Raw genomic sequence first — 19,765 nt, 5'->3', positions numbered from 1 at the left:
GCTACTAATTACTAAGGGTGGCGTAGCCATTCGCGTAGCGTGGCCGAAAGGCCAAGGTGACGTTGAATTTACGGCACCATATGACTACAGAGCTAAAGTCCTCTGGATTAAGATCAGCAGGGATACGGTACCGTTGAGTGCCACTGACCTGCTGAAGACGACCAAGACTTTGATAATTTTCCTTACTGTAGGATTTGGGGACAGTTTGGCGGTGCAACAGCACCATTAAATCAGGTCCGTTATCGGTTTTAAAGGTTTCGTCAAACTTTAGGTAACGTTGTCCATTGTCTGTGACTAAACTTACCATGCCTTGAGTAGAATGGGCTGCTGTTACAAAATTTCCTGATCTACTTGTTGCCTGTGCCAGTGTTGCAGTTGGTTTAGCAGCTGGAGCACTGGACACATCAATCTTGGTTGTCGTAGATGTAGAGGTGGATGGTTTTTCCTGAACAGTACTCTGATTCCCAGGTACTCCTGCTACACAACCTACGCTTAAAAAGGCAGTAGCACCAAAGTAAGTATTCAGCTATCAGCTATCAGCTATCAGCTCTCAGCTTTTGAATAAGCGATGCAGAGGTGCGACCCGTGGCGAATTTAATTCGACGACTGTAAGCGCACCATTACGGTCTTGGGGAGGCAGTGCCGCCAAAGGGGGTTCCCCCCACTCGCGGTCTGCCATGGTTTCCCCCACTCGCGCTTGGGATCAAGACAACAAGTAAGCATTGGAATAATGCTGAGTGAAGTCCCAGGGTCGTTCGCACAGCGTGGCCAAACGCGCACGCGTGGCCGAAAGGCCAAGGCCAAAGCCTTTGCCAAAAAGCACCTCAAGTAGCGTGAGCCTTTAGCTGACGGCTGACGGCTGACGGCTGAATGCTTAGGCACCAAAGATCGCTAAATAGTGAAGTTTCATCAGATTATCTATCTCGTGGAAACATTACTCTATTTGCTATTATGTCTAGTCTTCGGTGGCAGTAGTCTGAGTTTTGGTTAAGAAATTTACTGAGTAATTCTAAACTCTAGCTCATTAAAAATTTTATCCATTAATATATCCCAAAATTGGTAAGTTAAGTAAATTTTAATATTTGGCTCAGGTTCTATTAATCTATTATCAATATCATCTAGATTAGTCACATACTATTTTATTAGTTTGGTTGAGTTTAAAATAACAAGTTATGAGACAGTAATGGCTGTAATAGTGTTGTAAAATTCAAGGGGCAAATAATTGCTATAACCTTTATAATACCACACTTTTTAATGTCCTATTCCCTATTCCCTGCCCACAGCGCTATACCTGTTTTTAGACATGACAGTTCCCAAAGTGAGCTACCCAAACTCTAGGTGTTCTTCTAACAAACAAGTTTTTAGGTTACGAGCCGCAACGGTCGTGATGCTGATTCTAGTTACTAGTTTTAGTGCGATCGCTTTAGCTTGGTTGACTGGTCAGGGGCAGATTACCCAGCTATTTGCTCAGCTGCATGTCTGGCAAAGAAACCCACCGATGTGGCTGGAAGCACCAATGGTGACTCAGCAGCACTACTTATTGCTACCAACGATTATTTTAATGGTTGTTGTCCTGGGGGTCACGAAAATCTCTCCCCGTCCTCGCACTTGGTCTAGAAATCTAGTGGTGGGGATTTTGCTAGCACTATTGGCACGATATCTGCTCTGGCGAATCTTCTCTACCCTGAATTTAGTGGATCCCCTTAATGGTTTCTTTAGCCTAGGATTATTTTTCCTGGAAATGTTGTTGCTAACCAGCAGTATTATCCAGCTATTTTTAATGTTAAGGGTCAAAAACCGTAGCGCTCAGGCTTCCCAGTTATCATTAGATGTTATTTCAGGAAGGTTTAATCCTTCTGTGGATATCTTAATCCCAACCTATAATGAACCCTGTTTTATCCTAAAGCGAACAATTATGGGTTGTCAAGGGATAGATTATGACAACAAAAAGGTTTATTTACTAGATGATACCAAACGTCAAAATGTCAAAGAGCTAGCTGCTGAATTGGGGTGTCACTATATCACTCGTCCAGATAATTCCTATGCCAAAGCCGGAAACTTAAACCATGCTATTTCAAAAACCTCAGGGGATTTAATTGTATTCTTCGATGCGGATTTTGTTCCGAATAAAAATTTTATGACTCGCACCGTAGGCTTTTTTAAAAAAAGTAATGTGGGATTAGTCCAAACTCCTCAAAGCTTTTATAACCCTGATCCGATTGCCTACAATTTAGGTTTAGAAGATGTGCTACTGCCAGAAGAAGAGGTATTTTATCGGCAACTTCAGCCCATAAGAGATGGTGCTGGCGGTGTCGTTTGTGCCGGAACGTCCTTTGTTGTGAAACGTGATATTATAGAAGCGGCTGGTGGTTTTGTAACCGATTCTTTGACTGAAGATTACTTTACTGGTATTCGGATAGCAGCAATGGGTTACCAGGTTATTTATTTAGATGAAAAACTTAGTGCTGGTTTAGCCGCAGAAAATATTGCTGCCCATGTAGCTCAACGATTGCGGTGGGCTCAAGGAACATTACAGGCATTTTTTATTGATGCCAACCCTCTAACTATTCCGGGGTTAAAACCGATCCAAAGACTGGCGCATTTAGACGGATTACTACATTGGTTTACCGGTTTATCTCGCTTCGGATTCCTGTTAATGCCTCTAGCTTATTCCTTTCTAGGGGTGATTCCCTTACAAGCAACCGCTGCTGAATTGTTGTATTTCTTGCTACCTTATTATCTGATACAGCTCACGGTTTTTTCCTGGTTAAACCTCCGTTCCCGGTCAGGGTTGTTCTCGGATATTTACTCATTGCCTTGGTGTATTCCTTTGAGCATGACAGTCATACAAGTCATGCTCAATCCCTTTGGCAAAGGATTTAAGGTAACACCCAAAGGCGTAAAACGCGATCGCTTTGTGTTTAACTCCAAGTTGGGATTACCTTTGATTATCCTATTTATCGCTACAGCAGTTAGCCTATGGCAGAATTTGAGTACTTCTATGATGTATTGGGGGAGTGGGATATCAGCTACTGACGCTCAGATGATTCAAGGTCTGAGTCTAGGTTGGATTTGGAGTATCTATAACCTGATCATGTTGGGTATTGCTTTATTGATTGTAGTGGATGTCCCTAATCGGGACCTTTACCAGTGGTTCAAGTTGCGCCGAGTGGTGCGGCTTGAGATCGGAAATCGCACTGTCTGGGGTATGACCACCAAGATTTCAGAAGTTGGTGCTCAAGTGGCTTTGACCGAGGTGGCTGATTTACGATTCGATACCGGAAACACTGCCACTGAACCGTTGCCAGTGACACTAGAGATGATCGAGGAAAAGCTAAAGTTGTCAGGAGTAGTTACTGAAATTGACAACAGTGGTGAGGAAGCTACTCTACGGATTATGTTTGACCCATTAACTCTCCAAGAGCATCGCACTTTGGTAGAGATGCTCTTTTGCCGTCCGGGTCGATGGCAGCGACGGGAAAGTCCATCAGAAATGCGATCGCTTTTACTGTTGTTTAAGATTTTGTTGAAACCGCGAGTACTATTTGATCGCCAAGGTAGGAGTTGAGAAACTTTCAACACTTTACCAGTGCCTATTTATCAGAATTCTGGCGGGGTGACCATAGTAGCTAGAATCATAGTAGCAGCGGTATTCGCATCTTATTTTGAAATCCTTACTGGATATGAGAATAATACGATCAGTATTTTTGCTTATTAATTTTGAACTCTTTGTTAGGTGCGCTTTCCGTTGGCGAATTAAATTCGCCAACGGAAAGCGCATCAAGAGGTGCGCTTTCCGTTGACACCGCCATCCTGATGAATAGTTATAACCTTTGGGATGTTATTCCGCGAGTTACCTGAGTCATAACCTACTCTACTACGAGTTGCTCCTACTCAGAACAAGCCGCACGCTGCAGAGGAGTCCACTCGGATATTTCGGCGTAGCCCATTGCATAGAGGGTATGCATGGTATTAGTTATTGCCTTGCGGTCGCCCTTCAAAATGTGCTGAACACGGATTTTTTTGTTGGAAGAATCGTCTGGATTGTTCTCTGAATTTGTTGGAAATTCTGATGGCATAAGGTGAACCTTTTGCTTTTGCTGTACATTTATAATCGTAATGATTATATTTTAGTTTGTCAAGGGTTTTTAGATTTTTGTTTGAGGGGTAATGTAAAGAAATGCGGTCGCAAGCTATCAGCTATCAGCTATCAGCTTTCAGCTATCAGCTATCAGCTATCAGCTATCAGCTTTCAGCTATCAGCTTTCAGCTTTCAGCTATCAGCTTTCAGCTTTTGAATAAAAGAGATTTATAGCAATTATATATCCCATAAGGTACCTATTATCCCCCTAAATCCCCCGAGCGAGCAATCCCTCGCTCGGGGGACTTTGAGGTTGAGAAGCGTACCTCATAACTGCGATAAACGCTATATTTTCAGCTGACGGCTGACGGCTGACAGCTGTTCGCGTAGCGTGGGCGTAGCGCATATCCTTACATAATTTTTTTTCCCGACTCCCGATTCCCGACTCCCGATTCCCGACTCCCTTTTATTTAGGAAAAAACTGAGCCACAGTACAACTAAAACCAGGTAGTATGGGAGAGGTTAGGGTATCTTGGCTGAACAGGGTTGCTACTAATTTGAGCTGACTGTTTTCTCGGCGATAGATTTCGAGCTTGCGAGACCTCCAATCAGCAATCCAATATTCTTTTACGCCTCGTGAAGAGTAAAGTTTTAGTTTAGCTTCTCGGTCTCGTCTTTGGTCTTGTTGACTAGCAGATAAAACTTCGACAGCTAATTCTGGGGCACCAGTTAGATGTCCAGATTTATCTAAGGTTAATGTATAGGTTTCTTGAGTAACCCAAACGACATCGGGAATAACATGATCTGATTCAGAAAACAGGACACCGGGACTAGGAATAGCTTCTCCTAAACCACTGGCTTCAGACCAAGCATCTAGCTGTCGAAAAATTTTGCCACAGGTTTGCTGATGTTTAGTATGAGGCGCTCTAGTCACAAATAATTCTCCATCAATGATTTCGTAGCGTGTTCCTTCATTTTCTGGTAGCAATTCTAGGTCATGAATAGTCCAGCATACTCTCTCATTTACTGCCTGATTCATAATTATACTCCGTGGATGTAGCTCTATAGTATTTATATTTTAGATTTAAACATAGGATTGATGGGACAAGGGAACAGGGAACAGGGAGCAGGGAACAGTGGTCAAGAGATTCAACGAGTTTTTACTGTTATGATAAATCAGCATTAGTTTTGATGATCTATTTATAAATGCTATATTATAATTATAGCAATTCTCTCTACAATTAGATACAAAATGATCCCCCTAAATCCCCCTTAATAAGGGGGACTTTGAGGTTCATAGCAGTACCTCATAAATGAAATAAACGCTATATATTATCGACTCCCTACTCCCTACTCCCGATTCCCTACTCCCGATTCCCTACTCCCTACTCCCTACTCCCTACTCCCTACTCCCTACTCCCTAATCTTGATAAACCCTACAAATATCAGCGCCTATTTTCTTAATTTTATCGACTAATTCTTGAGGTTTTATTACTTTAACTTGGCCGCCAAAACCGATAATCCAGGGAAAAAAATCGACATCGTCTAATGCCCACTTGGGTAATATTACTTGAAAGCGATTGGAAAAATTTGGGTCTGGGGTTTTAGGAAGTGAAAACAAGGATTTAGGCAAGCTGGGATTTGCTGTTAAGGGGGGAGACATTTTTATGTGTTTGAAGCGCTTGGTTCCTTCACTTACAAATCGGAACATATCGTCATTAAACCACAGTTCAACGGTGACCTGAACTGCTGACTGTTCTGATTTATTGCTACTGAGTAACTGTTGCTGTTGGCTAGCACTATTACCAAGAAATAATCCGGCACTTGCTTGGTGGAGTTTTTCCAGCTTCTCCAACGATTGCCATTGTTGTTTCATATCGCGGGTTTGGCCAAGGGCACGACCGATAAAGAGTCGGTCTAATCGTCCAAACCGGAATAGTTTATCCTGGTTACCGCCGTGGTGCTGAAATGCTAAATACCAGGCGTGATTGTAAAATACTATTTGCAGGGGCCAAGCTTGAAAAAATCCGTCGTGATCTCCAGCAAATCGGCCACCGCCTTTAATTCGATTTAATTCTAATAATTCCCCTTGGGCGATCGCATTTTCTAGTTTGTCTAGATGATTGAGCAAGGCTGAATCCTGGAGGGAGTCGGCATCTACGATACAGCGATTGCGAATTGCTCGCACTGGATAGGTGGAAGGGGGGTCTAATTTTGAGTGGGTCATCCGTTGCTGGAACATCTCATAGGTAGAGAGTGCCATGGGATCCTCTAAACTTTTGGCTTGAGATTGCAGCACTGCAAATACTTTACCGAGTTCCTGCCTAGAGAATATGCCGGTGCCTGCAAAATAGCCTTGCTTGAGGGGAAAGTTGGGTAATATCTTATAGGGTTTGAGGATTTTTTCGATATCTTTGCGCAGGGTATGGATGCCGTTGCCGATGATTATTTTATCGTCTTGGAGGGCATTTGTCAAGGTTTTGAGGCTACTATTTCCGGATTTTGGCAAAAAAGGATGATGCAAGATAAACCGAATTGTCTTGAGCAGCCGCTGAAAGGGTTCTAGATCGGAATAGGCATGGGTGAGTAGATGGGGATTCTGTACCATGGGCAGGATTAGCTCAGAATGGCGTTGCTGAATTGAAGTATGAATGTGCGATCGTCTGGTTTTGGTCAAGCCCCCTAAATCCCCCAACTTTGCGGTGCGACCCAAGGGCGATTTACTCGCCCATTGGAAAGCGCACCGGGGGGGACTTTCAGAGTTTTGTTCCCCCCAGAATTGGGGGGCTAGGGGGGCAGAATCATACCCAGAATCAGCAACGCCCTCACCATTGTGATCATTGCTGTTAATTAGCCCATTGTCCTGTAGCCACTGTAAATCCGTTGCAATCGCATTCGGGTCACCATAGATTTCTCCCTTGAGTTTGGCCATCAAAGCACAGACTTCTTGGAGGGGAGTGGCAAAATCGGGCACTGTTCCCAAAACCCGTTCGATCTCTGTTGGGTCAGTGCTGTGCAACGTCCCTATGTTGGGATAACGAATAATGGTTCTTCAATACCTTTTATGCTAAATTTACAGTTAAAAAACTCATCAAGCTTACTGTATAAGGAAACTTCTGGTATTTAACTAACAATTTTTTTTAATACGGGCTCTTTCCACTCCTCCGTTCGCGTTTGGCCGTAGGCCACGCGGGGCGCGTTCGCGCAGCGTCGGCTTTGGCGAAAGCGTGGCCTACGGCCTCAGTCCCTGCTCCGAAGCTTCCTTCTTTCTTTACAAAACGAGCTTTTATTCAGCCTAATAAATAAGGCATTTTTTTTAGAGTAAACTCATATAAATTAGTCTCAAAAACTACAGATCAAATTTATTTGATAGTACTACAAAACGGCAATATGCTGGATAGATGTCAATAAGCGGCTTTAATTATTAATAAGCCCGAGATGATTGAGAATGTGATTTGAGAAATCTGAAAAATTCTAATGGCAATTCGGCTTCGCCGACGCGGGGCGCGTTCGCAACGGTTTATTCTTTATTGCTCAAAATACGTTGAAAGTTCAGGGATTTAGTAGAACAAATGTACTTATTTTTACCTCGATTTTTTCCAATTTTAATAAAATTTGGTTTAATCATATTTTTTTAAGTTATAATTTATACCAAAGTAGATCAGGGTAAGCGCAAGAAAAAATGACTCATAATTTGCATTGGCTGGATATCGGTTGATCGTCGCTCGAAACCCCTATAATCTCGTATAACTTTACTCGCAATAGAGTTTATTTGTTGAGAATGACGCGGTTTTTTTCTCAATAAGCCCTGGCTGATTGATTCTTGCGCTTACCCTGATTATTCGGCTACAATCGAAATGTCTTGACTAAGTTAAATCAAATATTACAATTATACTGAAATATATATATTGAAAATTATGAATAGTGAATTAGCAGATGTAGAGTCGATTTTAATAGACACAACGAAACGAAAAAAGACGATTAATAGCCCCTTCTTGCATGGGCTGCAAAGAAAGCATTTTATTTTTTTTTAAATTTTACCATTTGGACTAACAATAATTGCTTTACTTTCAATTCCATATCTTCCATTTGGCTGGTTTGAAATATTCCTATTTGCTCTCTTTTGGTTAATCAATGGCTTGGGGATATCCTCTGGTTATCACCGCTTATTTACCCACCGTTCCTATAAAGCTCATAATGCACTCCAAATTATGCTAATGATTTGGGGGTCAATGGCAGGGCAAGGAGGTGTCATATCGTGGGTTATTTTGCATCGCCGCCACCATGAACTAAGTGACAAACTTGGCGATCCTCATTCACCCAATCTTCACGGCAGTAATTGGCCTGCGCGTCTTCAAGGTTTAATCCACTCCCACTTTAATTGGATGTACAAACATGAATATCCCAGTGTTGTTCACTATGCCCCTGATTTAATAAAAAACAAAACCGTTGTCAAGATTGATCGCTACTATTATGTGTTGGTTATACTTGGGTTAGTTATCCCTGCACTCTTAGGGGGAATGTATCATCGGAGTCTAGAAGGTGCGATCTCAGGATTTTTATGGGGAGGTGCTGTTAGAATATTTTGGGCAGGTCATACTATCTGGTCTATTAATTCTTTCCTGCATTGCTTCGGGATGCGTCGTTTTGATACTGAAGAACATAGCCACAATTTTGGAGCAGCTGCCCTATTGACCTTTGGCGAGTCGTGGCACAACAATCACCATGCTTTTCCTGGTTCGGCTTCTTTTGGTTTGGAATGGTATCGCTTAGATCCAGGATACTGGTTTATTCAGTTAATGGAAGCTTTACATTTGGCTTGGGATGTTAAAGTTCCAAGTTCAGAAAAAATTAAAATTCGATAACTTAACTCATAGATTTAAAAATTAGTTGTAACTTTAAATTAAGGAGACATCATGAAAACTGAATCACAAATCAGCGAATGGATAAAAAAATATCTAGCCGAAATTCTCGAATTAGACCCATATGAAATTAATGAAAAACAGGAATTTGAACAGTTTGGACTTAATTCTTCGATGGCAGTTTTTTTGATTGGTGATTTAGAAGAATGGTTGTCCCTTGAACTAAGTCCTTCTCTGTTTTTTGAATTCAAGACTATTGGTGAACTTTCTATCCATATAGCGGAAATGGTCAAAAAGGAGAAAGCTTTAGAACAAGAGGTTTCTGAAAGTGTCTAATTTAGTACAAGGCTTAACTACACGGGGCGGAAATGCTGCTGCTATCCAACACCACTATGATGTTAGTAATGAATTTTACTCTTTGTGGTTAGATCCCAGCCTAACTTACTCCTGTGGTTTTTGGGATAATCCCGCAATGGATGACAACCTAGAACAGTCACAACAGAAAAAAATTGATTGGCATTTGGAAACTTCAGGAGCAACAACTGGCAAAAGATTACTAGATATTGGATGTGGCTGGGGAGCTTTAATGCGCCGTTATGTTAACGGCTATCCTGATCGTCAGGCTGTGGGATTGACCTTGAGCCACAATCAATATGAGCATATCTGCTCATTAGGACTAGACAATATCAAAGTCTACGAGGAAAGCTGGATTGTTCACCAGCCAATGACTACTTACGATGCGATCGTCTCCATTGGTGCTTTTGAACATTTTGCCAAACCAGAGACTACCTCAGAGGAAAAAATAAGTGTGTATCGTGAATTTTTTCGTCAATGTCAACAGTGGCTAAAACCCAAAGGTAAATTATCCTTACAAACGATCACATATGGTTCGTTAAGTGCCGAAGACAAAAATTGGTTTACCCAAAATGAGATTTTCCCTGATTCTGAGTTACCCCGCCCTGGTGAAATTTTGATCGCTGCCGACAGGCTATTTGAGATTAAAACCTACCGCAATGATCGCCTTCAATATGGCAAGACTTGTGACCTGTGGTTAAATAATCTCCGCCGTCAAAAATCCCTAATCATCGAGGGGTTTGGAGAAAAAATATATCGTAAATACGAACAATATCTCAAATTAGTTGTTGCAGGTTTTTATTTCGGACAAATATTACTACTGCGCTTAGAAATGCAATCCTTAGCTAAATAAGGCATTCTCTAGAAGGCTGTAAAGGTATTTTTCATAGTACAAATTATCTTAACAGACTTCTAGTATTTGCTATACCTTACTACTCGCAAGGAGTTTTTTTTTGACCATGATTGCTGTATCTAAATCTGCCATCAAATTTAATCCCTTTGCCCCCGGTTTCCGAGAAGACCCCTATACAACTTATCACCTCTTGCGCCAACACAAGCCGATTCACCATGCCTTGGATATGTGGATACTCACTAAATATCAAGATATTATCCAAGTGATAGATTCTGATGCTGTTAGCGTTAGTTTCATTCCCCAATATGTGACGCAACAAAAGGTGGGTAATATTCCTGGTTTAGTGGAATTGGGCAAGAAAGCAATTGTCTTTACCGATCCCCCCGACCATATACGCTTACGTCGGTTAGTCGGACAAGCTTTCAACAGTAGTACGATTCAAGCTTATACTAGTCATATTCAGAAATTAATTGATAATTTTATTGGGCTTAAAATCGGCACAGAAGAGTTTGATTTTGCGGAGATTGCCCATCAAATTCCCCTGTATACCCTTGCTCATATACTTGGTATTCCCAATGAATATATCAAGACAGTCGATCAATATATTCATCGGGTTCGGTCTATTTTAGAACCGAGTTTGTTAACCAAAATGCGTATCCGTCGCATTGAGCAAGATTTACAATTGTGTTTAACGCTTTTTCAAGAGGTAATTGATTCCCGTAAAAACCATTTAGGAGAAGATATTATCAGCAAATTAATTCAAGCCAGAGTTGGAGAAGATAGACTTTCTGATAGTGAGCTAGGAATTGCCTGTGTCATGACCTTTGTTGCTGGACATGAAACCTCTAAGGGATTGCTCACCAATGGAATTTTAGCCTTTGCCAAGCATCCCGATCAGTGGCAAATTCTCCGAGATGGACAAGCTACTAGCAAACAAGCAATTGATGAAATTCTCCGTTTCGACCCACCTTTACAACAAACGGTACGCTTAGCCATCAGCGACCTGCAAGTTGGCTCCCAGACGATTAAAAAAGGGGACAAAATGCTGCTTTGTCTTGCCTCTGCTAACCGAGATGAAGAACATTTTCCTAATCCTGATGCTTTTAATATTATCCGAGATGCTACCTCTCAAATTGCCTTTGGCCATGGAATGCATAATTGCTTGGGACAGGGGATTGCGCGACTCGAAGGGAAGCTTTTGTTTGATTACCTTCGCCAAAGGGTAAAGCAGATCGAATTGACTTCTTCTGACTATCGCTGGAATCAGGAGGGATTTATTACCCGAACCTTAACTTATCTACCTGTTACTTTTCATGACTCCTGACTTTGTTAATCCACTGAGATTCAGAATTTGTCCAACTCACTCTCAGAAGAAAAACCAATGACTTCTCCCCAGTTAAATAATTTGATTGACAAACTGCTTTTGGGAGCAGAATATCAACCAAATCAAACCCTCTATTATTTTCTTGATAACCGAGGTCGGGAATATGCGTCTTTAACTTATGCCAGTTTATTAGAAGCAGTCCAACGGTTAGGACAATGGCTCACTGAAAAAACTGTCAGGGGAGATCACATAGTGATTCAGTTGCCCACTAGTCCTGAATTTGTGATTACATTTTTCAGTTGTCTATATCTCGACCGTATTCCCGTTCCCCTCAGTTCTCCCACCCGTAAGCGTAACTGTGATCACTATCAACGGATTTTTAAGGATTGCGATGCCCGTCTAGTTATTACTGAGTCAAGGGTTCGAGACTTGTTTGAGAAAGAGGATTTGGAAGTATCCCCTCAAATCGAGACTTTCCCCTCCCTAGACGCTTTAGACTCTTTAACTGCTCCCGTTGACCGCCAAGGTAACAACATTGCTTTTTTGCAATATACTTCTGGCTCTACCTCTTTTCCCAAAGGTGTGATGGTAAGTCATGGGAATATTATGGCTAACCAGAAAATGATTCAACAAACCTTTGGTCACAGCAGTGCCAGTATCGTGTTAGGTTGGGTTCCCTTGTTTCATGATATGGGGTTAATTGGCAGTGTCTTTCAGCCTTTATATGTGGGGTGTCCTTGTTATTTAATGTCTCCAGGGACTTTTCTTCAACGACCAAAACTTTGGCTGAAAACAATTTCAGACAAAAAGATCACAACGACAGGGGGACCCAATTTTGCTTACGAGATGTGTGTCAAAAGAATTGACCCAGATTCCTTAGAAGGACTATCCCTTTCATCCTGGGATGTTGCCTATAATGGAGCAGAACATATCAAGTTAGATACCCTCGAAAAGTTTAGTGCTACATTTTACCCCTACGGCTTTAAAAAAACTGCTTTTTTGCCCTGTTATGGTTTAGCAGAGGCAACTTTAATTGTTAGCGGGGCTTCTAAATCCGAAGAACCTACGGCTTTAACCATTCCTTGTGGCACAGATGAAGTTTTAGATGCCGATGCGTCTCCCAAGACAGGCAGCGTCCGTACAGTGGTTAGCAACGGTCAGGTCATGCCAGAACTGTCCTTGCGCATTATTAATCCGCAAACCTTAAAGGAATGCCCTTCCCATCATATCGGGGAAGTATGGATTGCCGGAGAGAGTGTTACAGTTGGCTATTGGAAAAAGCCTGAAAAAAACCAAGAAACCTTTATTTTTTATGATGGATTGCGATTTTTACGGACAGGAGATTTAGGATTTATTGATTCCCAAAACCACCTTTATATTACAGGGCGGCTCAAAGACTTAATTGTCATCGAGGGAACAAACTACTATCCCCAAGATATTGAAGAAGTAGTCAAACTCTCTCATCCTGGCTTACAGGAGGTCAATTGTGCTGTATTCTCAGTTCCTAGTATTGTTTCTCAAAAACTGGTGGTGGTTAGTGAAGTAAATCACAAATTTCGGCGGCAAATCCATGACTATGCCAATCAAATTAAAGAAACGGTTAAGGCTTCTGTCTATGACCATTACCAACTGAGGGTACACGATACTGTACTGCTACAGTTAAATAGCATTCCCACAACCACTAGTGGAAAAACTCAAAGGCAGCGAACTAAGTTGTTATATCTGTTGCAAGAATTGGAAAGCATTGAAAAAGTTGGCGTTGCTGAATAACGAAATGGTTTAACCAGAAAGGGAGATTTTTTTGCTCTCCTAGAGTGGCTATGATAAATTAGTATAAAATAATCGCTATAGCCCTTATTAATAAAGGGTTTGAGTAATTTAAAAATGCAATTTTAATAAAAGCGCACCTAAGCGGTCTTGGGGAGGCAGTGCCGACCTGTGGGGGTTCCCCCCATGAGCAACTGCCGTGGTTCCCCCCACTCGCGCTTGGGATCAAGACAATGTATTTTTAGTTTATTGAATCCCTTGCTATTTCAGGGGTAATCGCTCATTTAAACTACTCATTTACTATAATCAGTCTAGGAGAGCCAGCATTCTTTAGATCAGCAACGCCGGATTTTATGAGTTGGCACCAGTAAGCCATGACGAGATTGCTTGGCTCTAATTTCTGGATAAAACCGCCAGAGCCACCAAAACACTTTTTTCCCATCCCGTTCTTTAGCAATATCGCCGAGATTCGGTGTTTCTTGTTGATTAAAACAGTCTATCTGGTGCTGTTGACCGCTGATCGGATGCTTGACTTGACAAGTATCAGTTGTTGTGTTATAATCTGCGCCTAGATTAACCCGGTCAGAGGAACTAGCGATCGCATTCGGCAGAACCTGACTTTGCTCCTGCTCCTCTACTAGTTGCTGCCACCAGTTTTGCAGCTGATCTAGATTGTCTTTGCAACAGAGTAATGTGCGGAAGATACTATTACTCCCTTCGTCTTGATGCTCCTGATGGATTAGAGCATAAAGCTTCCGCTGATAGACATTCATTTAGTTAGATTCACCTAAACAGCTGATCCCAAGGTAGCAGCTGAGCAGGAGTACCAGTATAGTTTTGATGCGAATGACGAAAATTGCTGAATTGACTTCTTTCAGAAGTCGGGAACAGCGGATCTGGGAACAGGGAATAGGGAATGAGAGGGGCGGAATGAATAGGAGTAGAGTGGGCATCCTGCCTGCGCGGAAATATATTGAAACTGGCAAGATGCCAGTTCTACAGCAAGATGCCCCCCTTATTAAGTTCCCCCCTTATTAAGGGGGGTTAGGGGGGATCCCTCTTCTGACTTCCCTACTCCACTAAGAAGCCCTAAACTTTAGCCTCTTCTTTCACTAACTTATCCCAACCCAAATCCTTGAGACTGTTATTGCGACGTAACGGACGGGTTGCCAATTCCAGAATGTCTCGGGCATTAGTAAAGCCGTGCATTTGAGCAAAGGTAAACTCAACGGACCACTTAGTATTAATTCCCCGTGCTTCCAAAGGATTAGCATGAGCCATACCGGTAATTACCAAATCCGGCTCCAACTCATAAATCCGCTGAATCTGGTTGTAATTGTCTGGCTTCTCGATAATCTTAGGAGTTGGTACACCCATTTCGTGGCAAGTCTGTTCTAACAGAGCTAACTCAGCTTTCTGATAACGCTTATCCATGTAAGGGATACCGATTTCATGGCAAGTCATACCGCAACGAACCAGGAAACGAGCTAAGGAAACTTCCAGTAAGTTATCCCCCATGAAAAATACAGACTTACCACGCAACAGCTGGATATAATCCTCCAAGCTTTCCCAAATTTTAGCTTCCCGTTCTGCCAAGCCTTTTGGTTCTATACCAAACACAGAACACATTTTCTCAATCCAAGCCCGAGTGCCATCCGGACCAATGGGGAAAGGTGCGCCAATTAACTTACACTTGCGGCGGCGCATCAGAGTAGTCGCAGTGCGGCTTAGGAAAGGATTCACCCCAGCAACATAGTAACCTTCTTCTATTACTGGCAATTCCGTGTAACGCTTAGCAGGCAACCAACCAGACACCTTAATCCCCTGCTTCTTCAACTCTAGGGTGAGGTTAGTCACAACCGGGTCAGGTAGGGAGCCAAACAACACTAGGGGTGGATGATCCGCATACTCTGACTCTTCCGCAGCCACCTCTTCTTTCTGGCGTCCAAAGTTGAGGAGTTTTGCGATCGCATTCCGCTCTTGTTTCTCCTCTTCCACCTGGGGTGCTTCCTTCGGACACTTGTGAGCCATAGCGGCCAACACAGTATCTTCACCCTGGGTGAAAGCATAGTCTAAGCCATTAGCACGAGCCACCACAATCGGGATCCCAATCTCAGATTCCAGCTTGGGAGCCAAGCCTTCCAAATCCATCTTGATAATTTCCGTAGTGCAGGTACCAATCCAGACAATCACACTAGGATTGCGATCGCGTTTAATCTGCAAACACAACCGCTTCAGTTCCTCGTAATCATTCAGCTTAGCGGAAATATCCCCTTCTTCCAACTCCGCCATGGCATAGCGTGGCTCAGCAAAAATCATCACCCCCATCGCATTTTGGAGGAAATAGCCACAAGTCTTAGTACCAATCACCAAAAAGAAGCTATCTTCAATCTTTTGGTAAAGCCATGCCACGCAGCTAATCGGACAAAAGGTATGGTAATTCCCAGTTTCGCACTCAAAATCTAGGGCTTGAGGGGTTTCAGCAACAGTCATTTAAAATTCTCCTCTCCTGGTTTCTCTCGTCGGTTTTAAGGGTTTAAAGGTTGAAGGGTTGAAGGTTTAATGTTGAAGGTTGAAGGTTGAAGGTTTTAAGGGTTGAAGGTTTTAAGGCTTGAAGGATTGAAGGGTTAACGGTTAACGGTTAACGGTTGAAGGTTTTAAGGGCTTAAGGTTTTCAGGTTTGCTGTTGACTCTTATAACTTTCAACCGGGTACATCTCATTAAAGCTGTTTGACCCGGTGGTGCGTTACGGGACGGACTGTCTCAACACTGGCTACCGAGAAAATTAGGGCTCGCCCGTCCCTAACGCACCCTACGCCTCTTATAACTTTCAACCTTCAACCTTCAACCTCCTAACCTTCAACCTTCAACCTTCAACCTCCTAACCTCCTAACCTTTGCTTACACCATCATCAGGTCTAATTCTTCTTCCTCAGTCACTGCTGGGGTTTGAGGATTGAGGTAGAAGTCAGACAGCAAAGAGAACAACTCCCGGTCAGGTGCATCTTGAGGTACAACCCCCTCAGGCTGTGCCAGAATTTGGTCAGCAATGTTGAGATAGTATTGGCAAACAGGTTCCAGGCTAGGGTCAGTTTCTGCCATTTCAAAAATCGTTTTGCCCTTAACCCGAGAGACACGAATGTCCTCAATTAGTGGCAGAATTTCCAGCACTGGCATCGGCACAGCTTCGATATACTTATCGATCAAGTCGCGCTTAGAGGTGCGGTTGCCAATCAGACCAGCCAGACGCAGCGGGTGAGTGCGAGCTTTTTCACGAACAGAAGCAGCAATCCGGTTAGCAGCGAACAACGCATCGAAACCGTTATCCGTCACAATCATGCAATAGTTGGAATAGTTCAGGGGAGCAGCAAAACCACCACAGACTACATCACCCAGAACGTCAAACAGAATCACATCGTACTCATCAAAAGCATTCAGTTCCTTGAGCAGCTTTACAGTTTCACCAACCACATAGCCACCGCAACCCGCACCAGCCGGAGGACCACCAGCTTCTACGCAATGAACACCACCATAACCCTTGTAAATCACATCTTCAGGCCAGACATCTTCGTAGTGGTAATCCTTTTCCTGAAGGGTATCAATAATGGTAGGAATCAGAAAACCAGTCAGAGTGAATGTGCTGTCATGCTTCGGGTCACAGCCAATTTGCAGCACCTTTCGACCCCGCTTAGCTAGGGCAACTGAGATATTACAGCTAGTTGTGGACTTACCGATACCACCTTTTCCATAAACTGAAAGTTTCACCTTTACTTATCTCCTGTTTCAGATAAAAATTCTTATGTTGTCTTTGCCCCTAAGCCAGCCGAAAGCCAAATTTCAGCAATTATGCTTGATTTATCTTAGGTGCGCGCCTCCTAGGGCGAGTAAATCGCCCTTGGGTCGCACCTCAGGCAGTGATTCAGCGAGGGACCCTAAAGCCAGCGGTAGATTGCTTGGCTTTCGGCGCTTATTGCATTATTCACGAACTGCACCATAAAATACATGGTCTTTTTTATGGATATAGCCTTTAAATTAGTTTAAATCAACGTCTTTAAACTTAAGCGATTATATAAAGCACTTTAAATCTTATTTATTAAATTTAATATTTAAATAATTATTTTTATAAAAATTTTTACGAAAAAGTATTACAATAAACAAAAATAGTAAATCACCAGCCTGGATTAAGCGGGGGTACTACTCAAAAAGTCCCCTAAGTTTGGGGGATTTATGGGAAAATGGGTAAATCCTGTAAGAGTTAAGGTTGCTCACCATAGAGCATGGCTGGGCAAAATCATCAAGACCCACCAGAAGCCATAGGCGGGTCTAGCTATTGAAGTTTTTTGTAAATAATAATTAAATTTTTTCGGAGCAATCACCGCAATCTTCGTCGATAGAGTCACAGAATTTGAAAGAGGTACAAAGAATCGGGAATCGGGAATCGGGAATCGGTAATCGAATCGGTAGGGAGTAGGGAATCGGGAATCGGTAATCGGTAATCGGTAATCGGGAGTCGGGAATCGGGAATCGGGAATCGGGAATCGGGAAAACTGATCTGATTCCCCATCTCCCCATATTCCCCTCCTGGGAGGGGTTAGGGTGTGTTTTCAAAGTTTTCCGCAAGATATTAGATCCCCCCCAGCCCCCCTTATTAAGGGGGGAGCCATACTCAAAGTCCCCCTTTTTTAAGGGAAACGGGGGTACTCGGAGTTTGAAGACACGCCCTAGGGGTGGGTTCCCATCTGGCCATCTCCCCATCTGGCCATCTCCCCATCTCCCCTGATTCAGGTTAAAGCTGTATTAACCTCAAGCCCCTACAGCTTCCTTAGCGGCATACATCACTTCAAGAGTGATTTCACTAAAGCCACGCTCACGAGCAAACTTCTCAGTATTGCGCTTCACTTTACCGCGAACAAAACCAGGCACCTTATTCAGTTCTGCTTTAGCGTCCTTACTCCAGTTCAGGTCAGAATCAGCAGAGATACCCTTGGTAATCACTTCCTTGGTATCATGACCACCAAAGATTTCCAACAAGTGGTCTTCCATACCCAAGGTGAAGGAATTGTAGACCAAATCAGCAATTTGGTTAGTGCCTTCGTAACCCATGAAGGGGCGATAACCGATGGGGAAGTTTTGGATATGAATTGGAGCAGCAATCACACCACAGGGAATATTCAAGCGCTTACCAACGTGCCGTTCCATTTGGGTACCGAAAATCGCAGCAGGTTCAATTCGTGCGATCGCATCCCCAATCTGACCATTATCATCACTGATCAGGATCTCATCACAGTATTCGCTCACCTGCTCCTTGAACCAGTCCGCATCATACTTGCAGTAGGTACCAGCCAGCACCACATGAATACCCATCTCCCGTGCCAGAATCTTAGTCATAGCCGCAGCGTGGGTATTATCTCCGAAAACCACAGCCTTCTTACCCGTCAAGTTCTGGCAGTCGATGGAGCGAGAGAACCAGGCAGCTTGAGAAACGTACAGGGTTTGGTTGTTGATGTACTCTTCGTAATCGACATTAGCACCTTGACCATTGACAATTTCCTGAATTTTACGGATACAACGGGCAGTTTCCACCACACCCAGAGGAGCAATATCGACATAGGGCATCGAGAACTCTTCTTCCAGGTAACGGGCACTCATCAAGCCAATTTCCCGATAAGGCAACAGGTTAAACCAAGCCCGAGGTAGATTTTTCAGATTGTGAACAGAAGCTCCCTCTGGGATGACTTCGTTAACTTCAATGCCCAAATCAGCCATCAGCCGCTTCAGTTCAGTACAATCGTGTTGATTGTGGAAGCCAAGGGTAGAAATACCAATGATGTTAACCGAGGGCTTTGCGGTTTTGCCCTCTGGCAACTCACCCTTCTTGCGGGCTTTGTTGAGGTAGAACTGAATAATTTGATCTAGGGTGCGGTCAGCCGCTTGCAATTCATTGACCCGGTAGTGGTTGACATCTGCCAACATCACATCAGCCTTAGCATCCATCTGAGCCCGGTTTACAAAATTTTCCAGGTCTTCTTGTAGGATACTGGAGGTGCAGGTGGGGGTAAGCACAATCAGATCAGGGTTTACCTCCTGATCTTTGCGGGTGATGTTGTCTACCACTTTTTCCTGAGAACCCCGTGCTAGCACGTTCCGGTCAACAATACTAGCAGTTACCGGAGTGTAGTCCCGCTCTCGCTCTAGCATGGAGCGCATCACGTTGAAGTAGTCATCCCCTAGGGGGGCATGCATAATAGCATGGACGTTCTTAAAAGAACTCGCAACGCGCAGTGTGCCAATGTGGGCAGGACCTGCATACATCCAGTAAGCCAATTTCATATCCTATTCTCCCTTGTTAAAAGATTAAGTATCAAGTATCAAACATCAAGCATCAATCATCAATAATCAAGCATTAAGCATCAATCATCAATCATCAATCATCAATAATGTAACAATTTTATGGATTTGTTACTCAGCAACCAATATGGTTTCAGCCTTCAGCCTTGGCCTTTGGCCACGCTACGCGAACAGCCT

Annotated in this window: 18 protein-coding genes; 7 read left to right on the top strand and 11 right to left on the bottom strand. The window is 43.1% G+C overall.

Features of this window, described 5'->3' with window-relative positions; translation table 11 throughout:
* Positions 1-4: 4 nt before the first annotated feature.
* Entirely contained in the window at positions 5-403 is a 399-nt protein-coding gene (locus F6K64_RS05120; protein WP_008186477.1) for a DM13 domain-containing protein, read from the bottom strand.
* Positions 404-550: 147 nt separating this feature from the next.
* Complete coding sequence (locus tag F6K64_RS05115; RefSeq protein ID WP_267875718.1) at positions 551-679, bottom strand: hypothetical protein; 129 nt, start codon at positions 677-679, stop codon at positions 551-553.
* Between the two features lie 708 nt (positions 680-1,387).
* Here F6K64_RS05115 and F6K64_RS05110 point away from each other — a divergent pair.
* Entirely contained in the window at positions 1,388-3,568 is a 2,181-nt protein-coding gene (locus F6K64_RS05110) for a glycosyltransferase (RefSeq protein WP_502708029.1), read from the top strand.
* A 322-nt stretch (positions 3,569-3,890) separates the two neighbouring features.
* Here F6K64_RS05110 and F6K64_RS05105 read toward each other — a convergent pair whose 3' ends face one another.
* Positions 3,891-4,079, bottom strand: coding sequence for a hypothetical protein (locus tag F6K64_RS05105; protein WP_009149490.1), 189 nt, complete (start codon positions 4,077-4,079; stop codon positions 3,891-3,893).
* 18 nt (positions 4,080-4,097) lie between these two features.
* On the opposite strand from F6K64_RS05105, the gene F6K64_RS05100 reads away from it, so the two are divergent.
* A complete protein-coding gene (locus F6K64_RS05100) occupies positions 4,098-4,298 on the top strand; it encodes a hypothetical protein (protein WP_287265018.1) in 201 nt (66 codons plus the stop codon).
* A 51-nt stretch (positions 4,299-4,349) separates the two neighbouring features.
* On the opposite strand, the gene F6K64_RS05095 is transcribed toward F6K64_RS05100, so the two are convergent.
* From F6K64_RS05095 to F6K64_RS05085, 3 genes are all read right to left on the bottom strand, one after another.
* Positions 4,350-4,487: a hypothetical protein gene (locus tag F6K64_RS05095; protein ID WP_287265016.1), complete on the bottom strand. Its 138-nt coding sequence runs from the start codon at positions 4,485-4,487 to the stop codon at positions 4,350-4,352.
* A 60-nt stretch (positions 4,488-4,547) separates the two neighbouring features.
* Positions 4,548-5,120 carry a Uma2 family endonuclease gene (locus tag F6K64_RS05090; RefSeq protein ID WP_287265015.1) on the bottom strand — a complete coding sequence of 191 codons (573 nt, stop codon included), beginning with the start codon at positions 5,118-5,120 and terminating at the stop codon, positions 4,548-4,550.
* Between the two features lie 381 nt (positions 5,121-5,501).
* Entirely contained in the window at positions 5,502-7,100 is a 1,599-nt protein-coding gene (locus tag F6K64_RS05085) for a helix-turn-helix transcriptional regulator (RefSeq protein WP_287265014.1), read from the bottom strand.
* Positions 7,101-8,115: 1,015 nt separating this feature from the next.
* On the opposite strand from F6K64_RS05085, the gene F6K64_RS05080 reads away from it, so the two are divergent.
* The 5 genes from F6K64_RS05080 to F6K64_RS05060 all read left to right on the top strand — a co-directional run bounded on the left by F6K64_RS05080 (position 8,116) and on the right by F6K64_RS05060 (position 13,244).
* Positions 8,116-8,946 carry an acyl-CoA desaturase gene (locus F6K64_RS05080; RefSeq protein ID WP_353813736.1) on the top strand — a complete coding sequence of 277 codons (831 nt, stop codon included), beginning with the start codon at positions 8,116-8,118 and terminating at the stop codon, positions 8,944-8,946.
* 51 nt (positions 8,947-8,997) lie between these two features.
* Positions 8,998-9,279, top strand: a complete 282-nt coding sequence (locus F6K64_RS05075; protein WP_287265012.1) for an acyl carrier protein — start codon at positions 8,998-9,000, stop codon at positions 9,277-9,279.
* Positions 9,272-10,150 carry an SAM-dependent methyltransferase gene (locus tag F6K64_RS05070; protein WP_287265010.1) on the top strand — a complete coding sequence of 293 codons (879 nt, stop codon included), beginning with the start codon at positions 9,272-9,274 and terminating at the stop codon, positions 10,148-10,150. Before F6K64_RS05075 ends, F6K64_RS05070 begins: the two co-directional genes overlap by 8 nt.
* Positions 10,151-10,256: 106 nt before the next feature.
* Positions 10,257-11,474, top strand: coding sequence for a cytochrome P450 (locus F6K64_RS05065; protein ID WP_287252874.1), 1,218 nt, complete (start codon positions 10,257-10,259; stop codon positions 11,472-11,474).
* A gap of 57 nt (positions 11,475-11,531) precedes the next feature.
* Complete coding sequence (locus tag F6K64_RS05060; RefSeq protein ID WP_287265009.1) at positions 11,532-13,244, top strand: fatty acyl-AMP ligase; 1,713 nt, start codon at positions 11,532-11,534, stop codon at positions 13,242-13,244.
* A gap of 332 nt (positions 13,245-13,576) precedes the next feature.
* On the opposite strand, the gene F6K64_RS05055 is transcribed toward F6K64_RS05060, so the two are convergent.
* From F6K64_RS05055 to bchB, 5 genes are all read right to left on the bottom strand, one after another.
* Positions 13,577-14,014 carry a hypothetical protein gene (locus F6K64_RS05055; RefSeq protein WP_287265008.1) on the bottom strand — a complete coding sequence of 146 codons (438 nt, stop codon included), beginning with the start codon at positions 14,012-14,014 and terminating at the stop codon, positions 13,577-13,579.
* Positions 14,015-14,330: 316 nt separating this feature from the next.
* Positions 14,331-15,734, bottom strand: a complete 1,404-nt coding sequence (locus tag F6K64_RS05050; RefSeq protein ID WP_287265007.1) for a ferredoxin:protochlorophyllide reductase (ATP-dependent) subunit N — start codon at positions 15,732-15,734, stop codon at positions 14,331-14,333.
* A 407-nt stretch (positions 15,735-16,141) separates the two neighbouring features.
* Complete coding sequence (gene bchL / locus F6K64_RS05045; RefSeq protein WP_009149517.1) at positions 16,142-17,005, bottom strand: ferredoxin:protochlorophyllide reductase (ATP-dependent) iron-sulfur ATP-binding protein; 864 nt, start codon at positions 17,003-17,005, stop codon at positions 16,142-16,144.
* Between the two features lie 588 nt (positions 17,006-17,593).
* Positions 17,594-17,995 carry a hypothetical protein gene (locus F6K64_RS05040; protein ID WP_287251739.1) on the bottom strand — a complete coding sequence of 134 codons (402 nt, stop codon included), beginning with the start codon at positions 17,993-17,995 and terminating at the stop codon, positions 17,594-17,596.
* Positions 17,996-18,043: 48 nt separating this feature from the next.
* On the bottom strand, positions 18,044-19,570 hold the full coding sequence (bchB, locus tag F6K64_RS05035; protein ID WP_009149518.1) for a ferredoxin:protochlorophyllide reductase (ATP-dependent) subunit B: 1,527 nt from the start codon (positions 19,568-19,570) through the stop codon (positions 18,044-18,046).
* Between the last annotated feature and the right edge of the window lie 195 nt (positions 19,571-19,765).

The sequence above is a fragment of the Moorena sp. SIO3A2 genome, assembly GCF_010672265.1.
GTDB lineage: Bacteria > Cyanobacteriota > Cyanobacteriia > Cyanobacteriales > Coleofasciculaceae > Moorena > Moorena producens.
The sequence above is the reverse complement of the archived record's forward strand: the minus strand, read 5'-3'. Positions and strand labels throughout refer to the sequence as shown.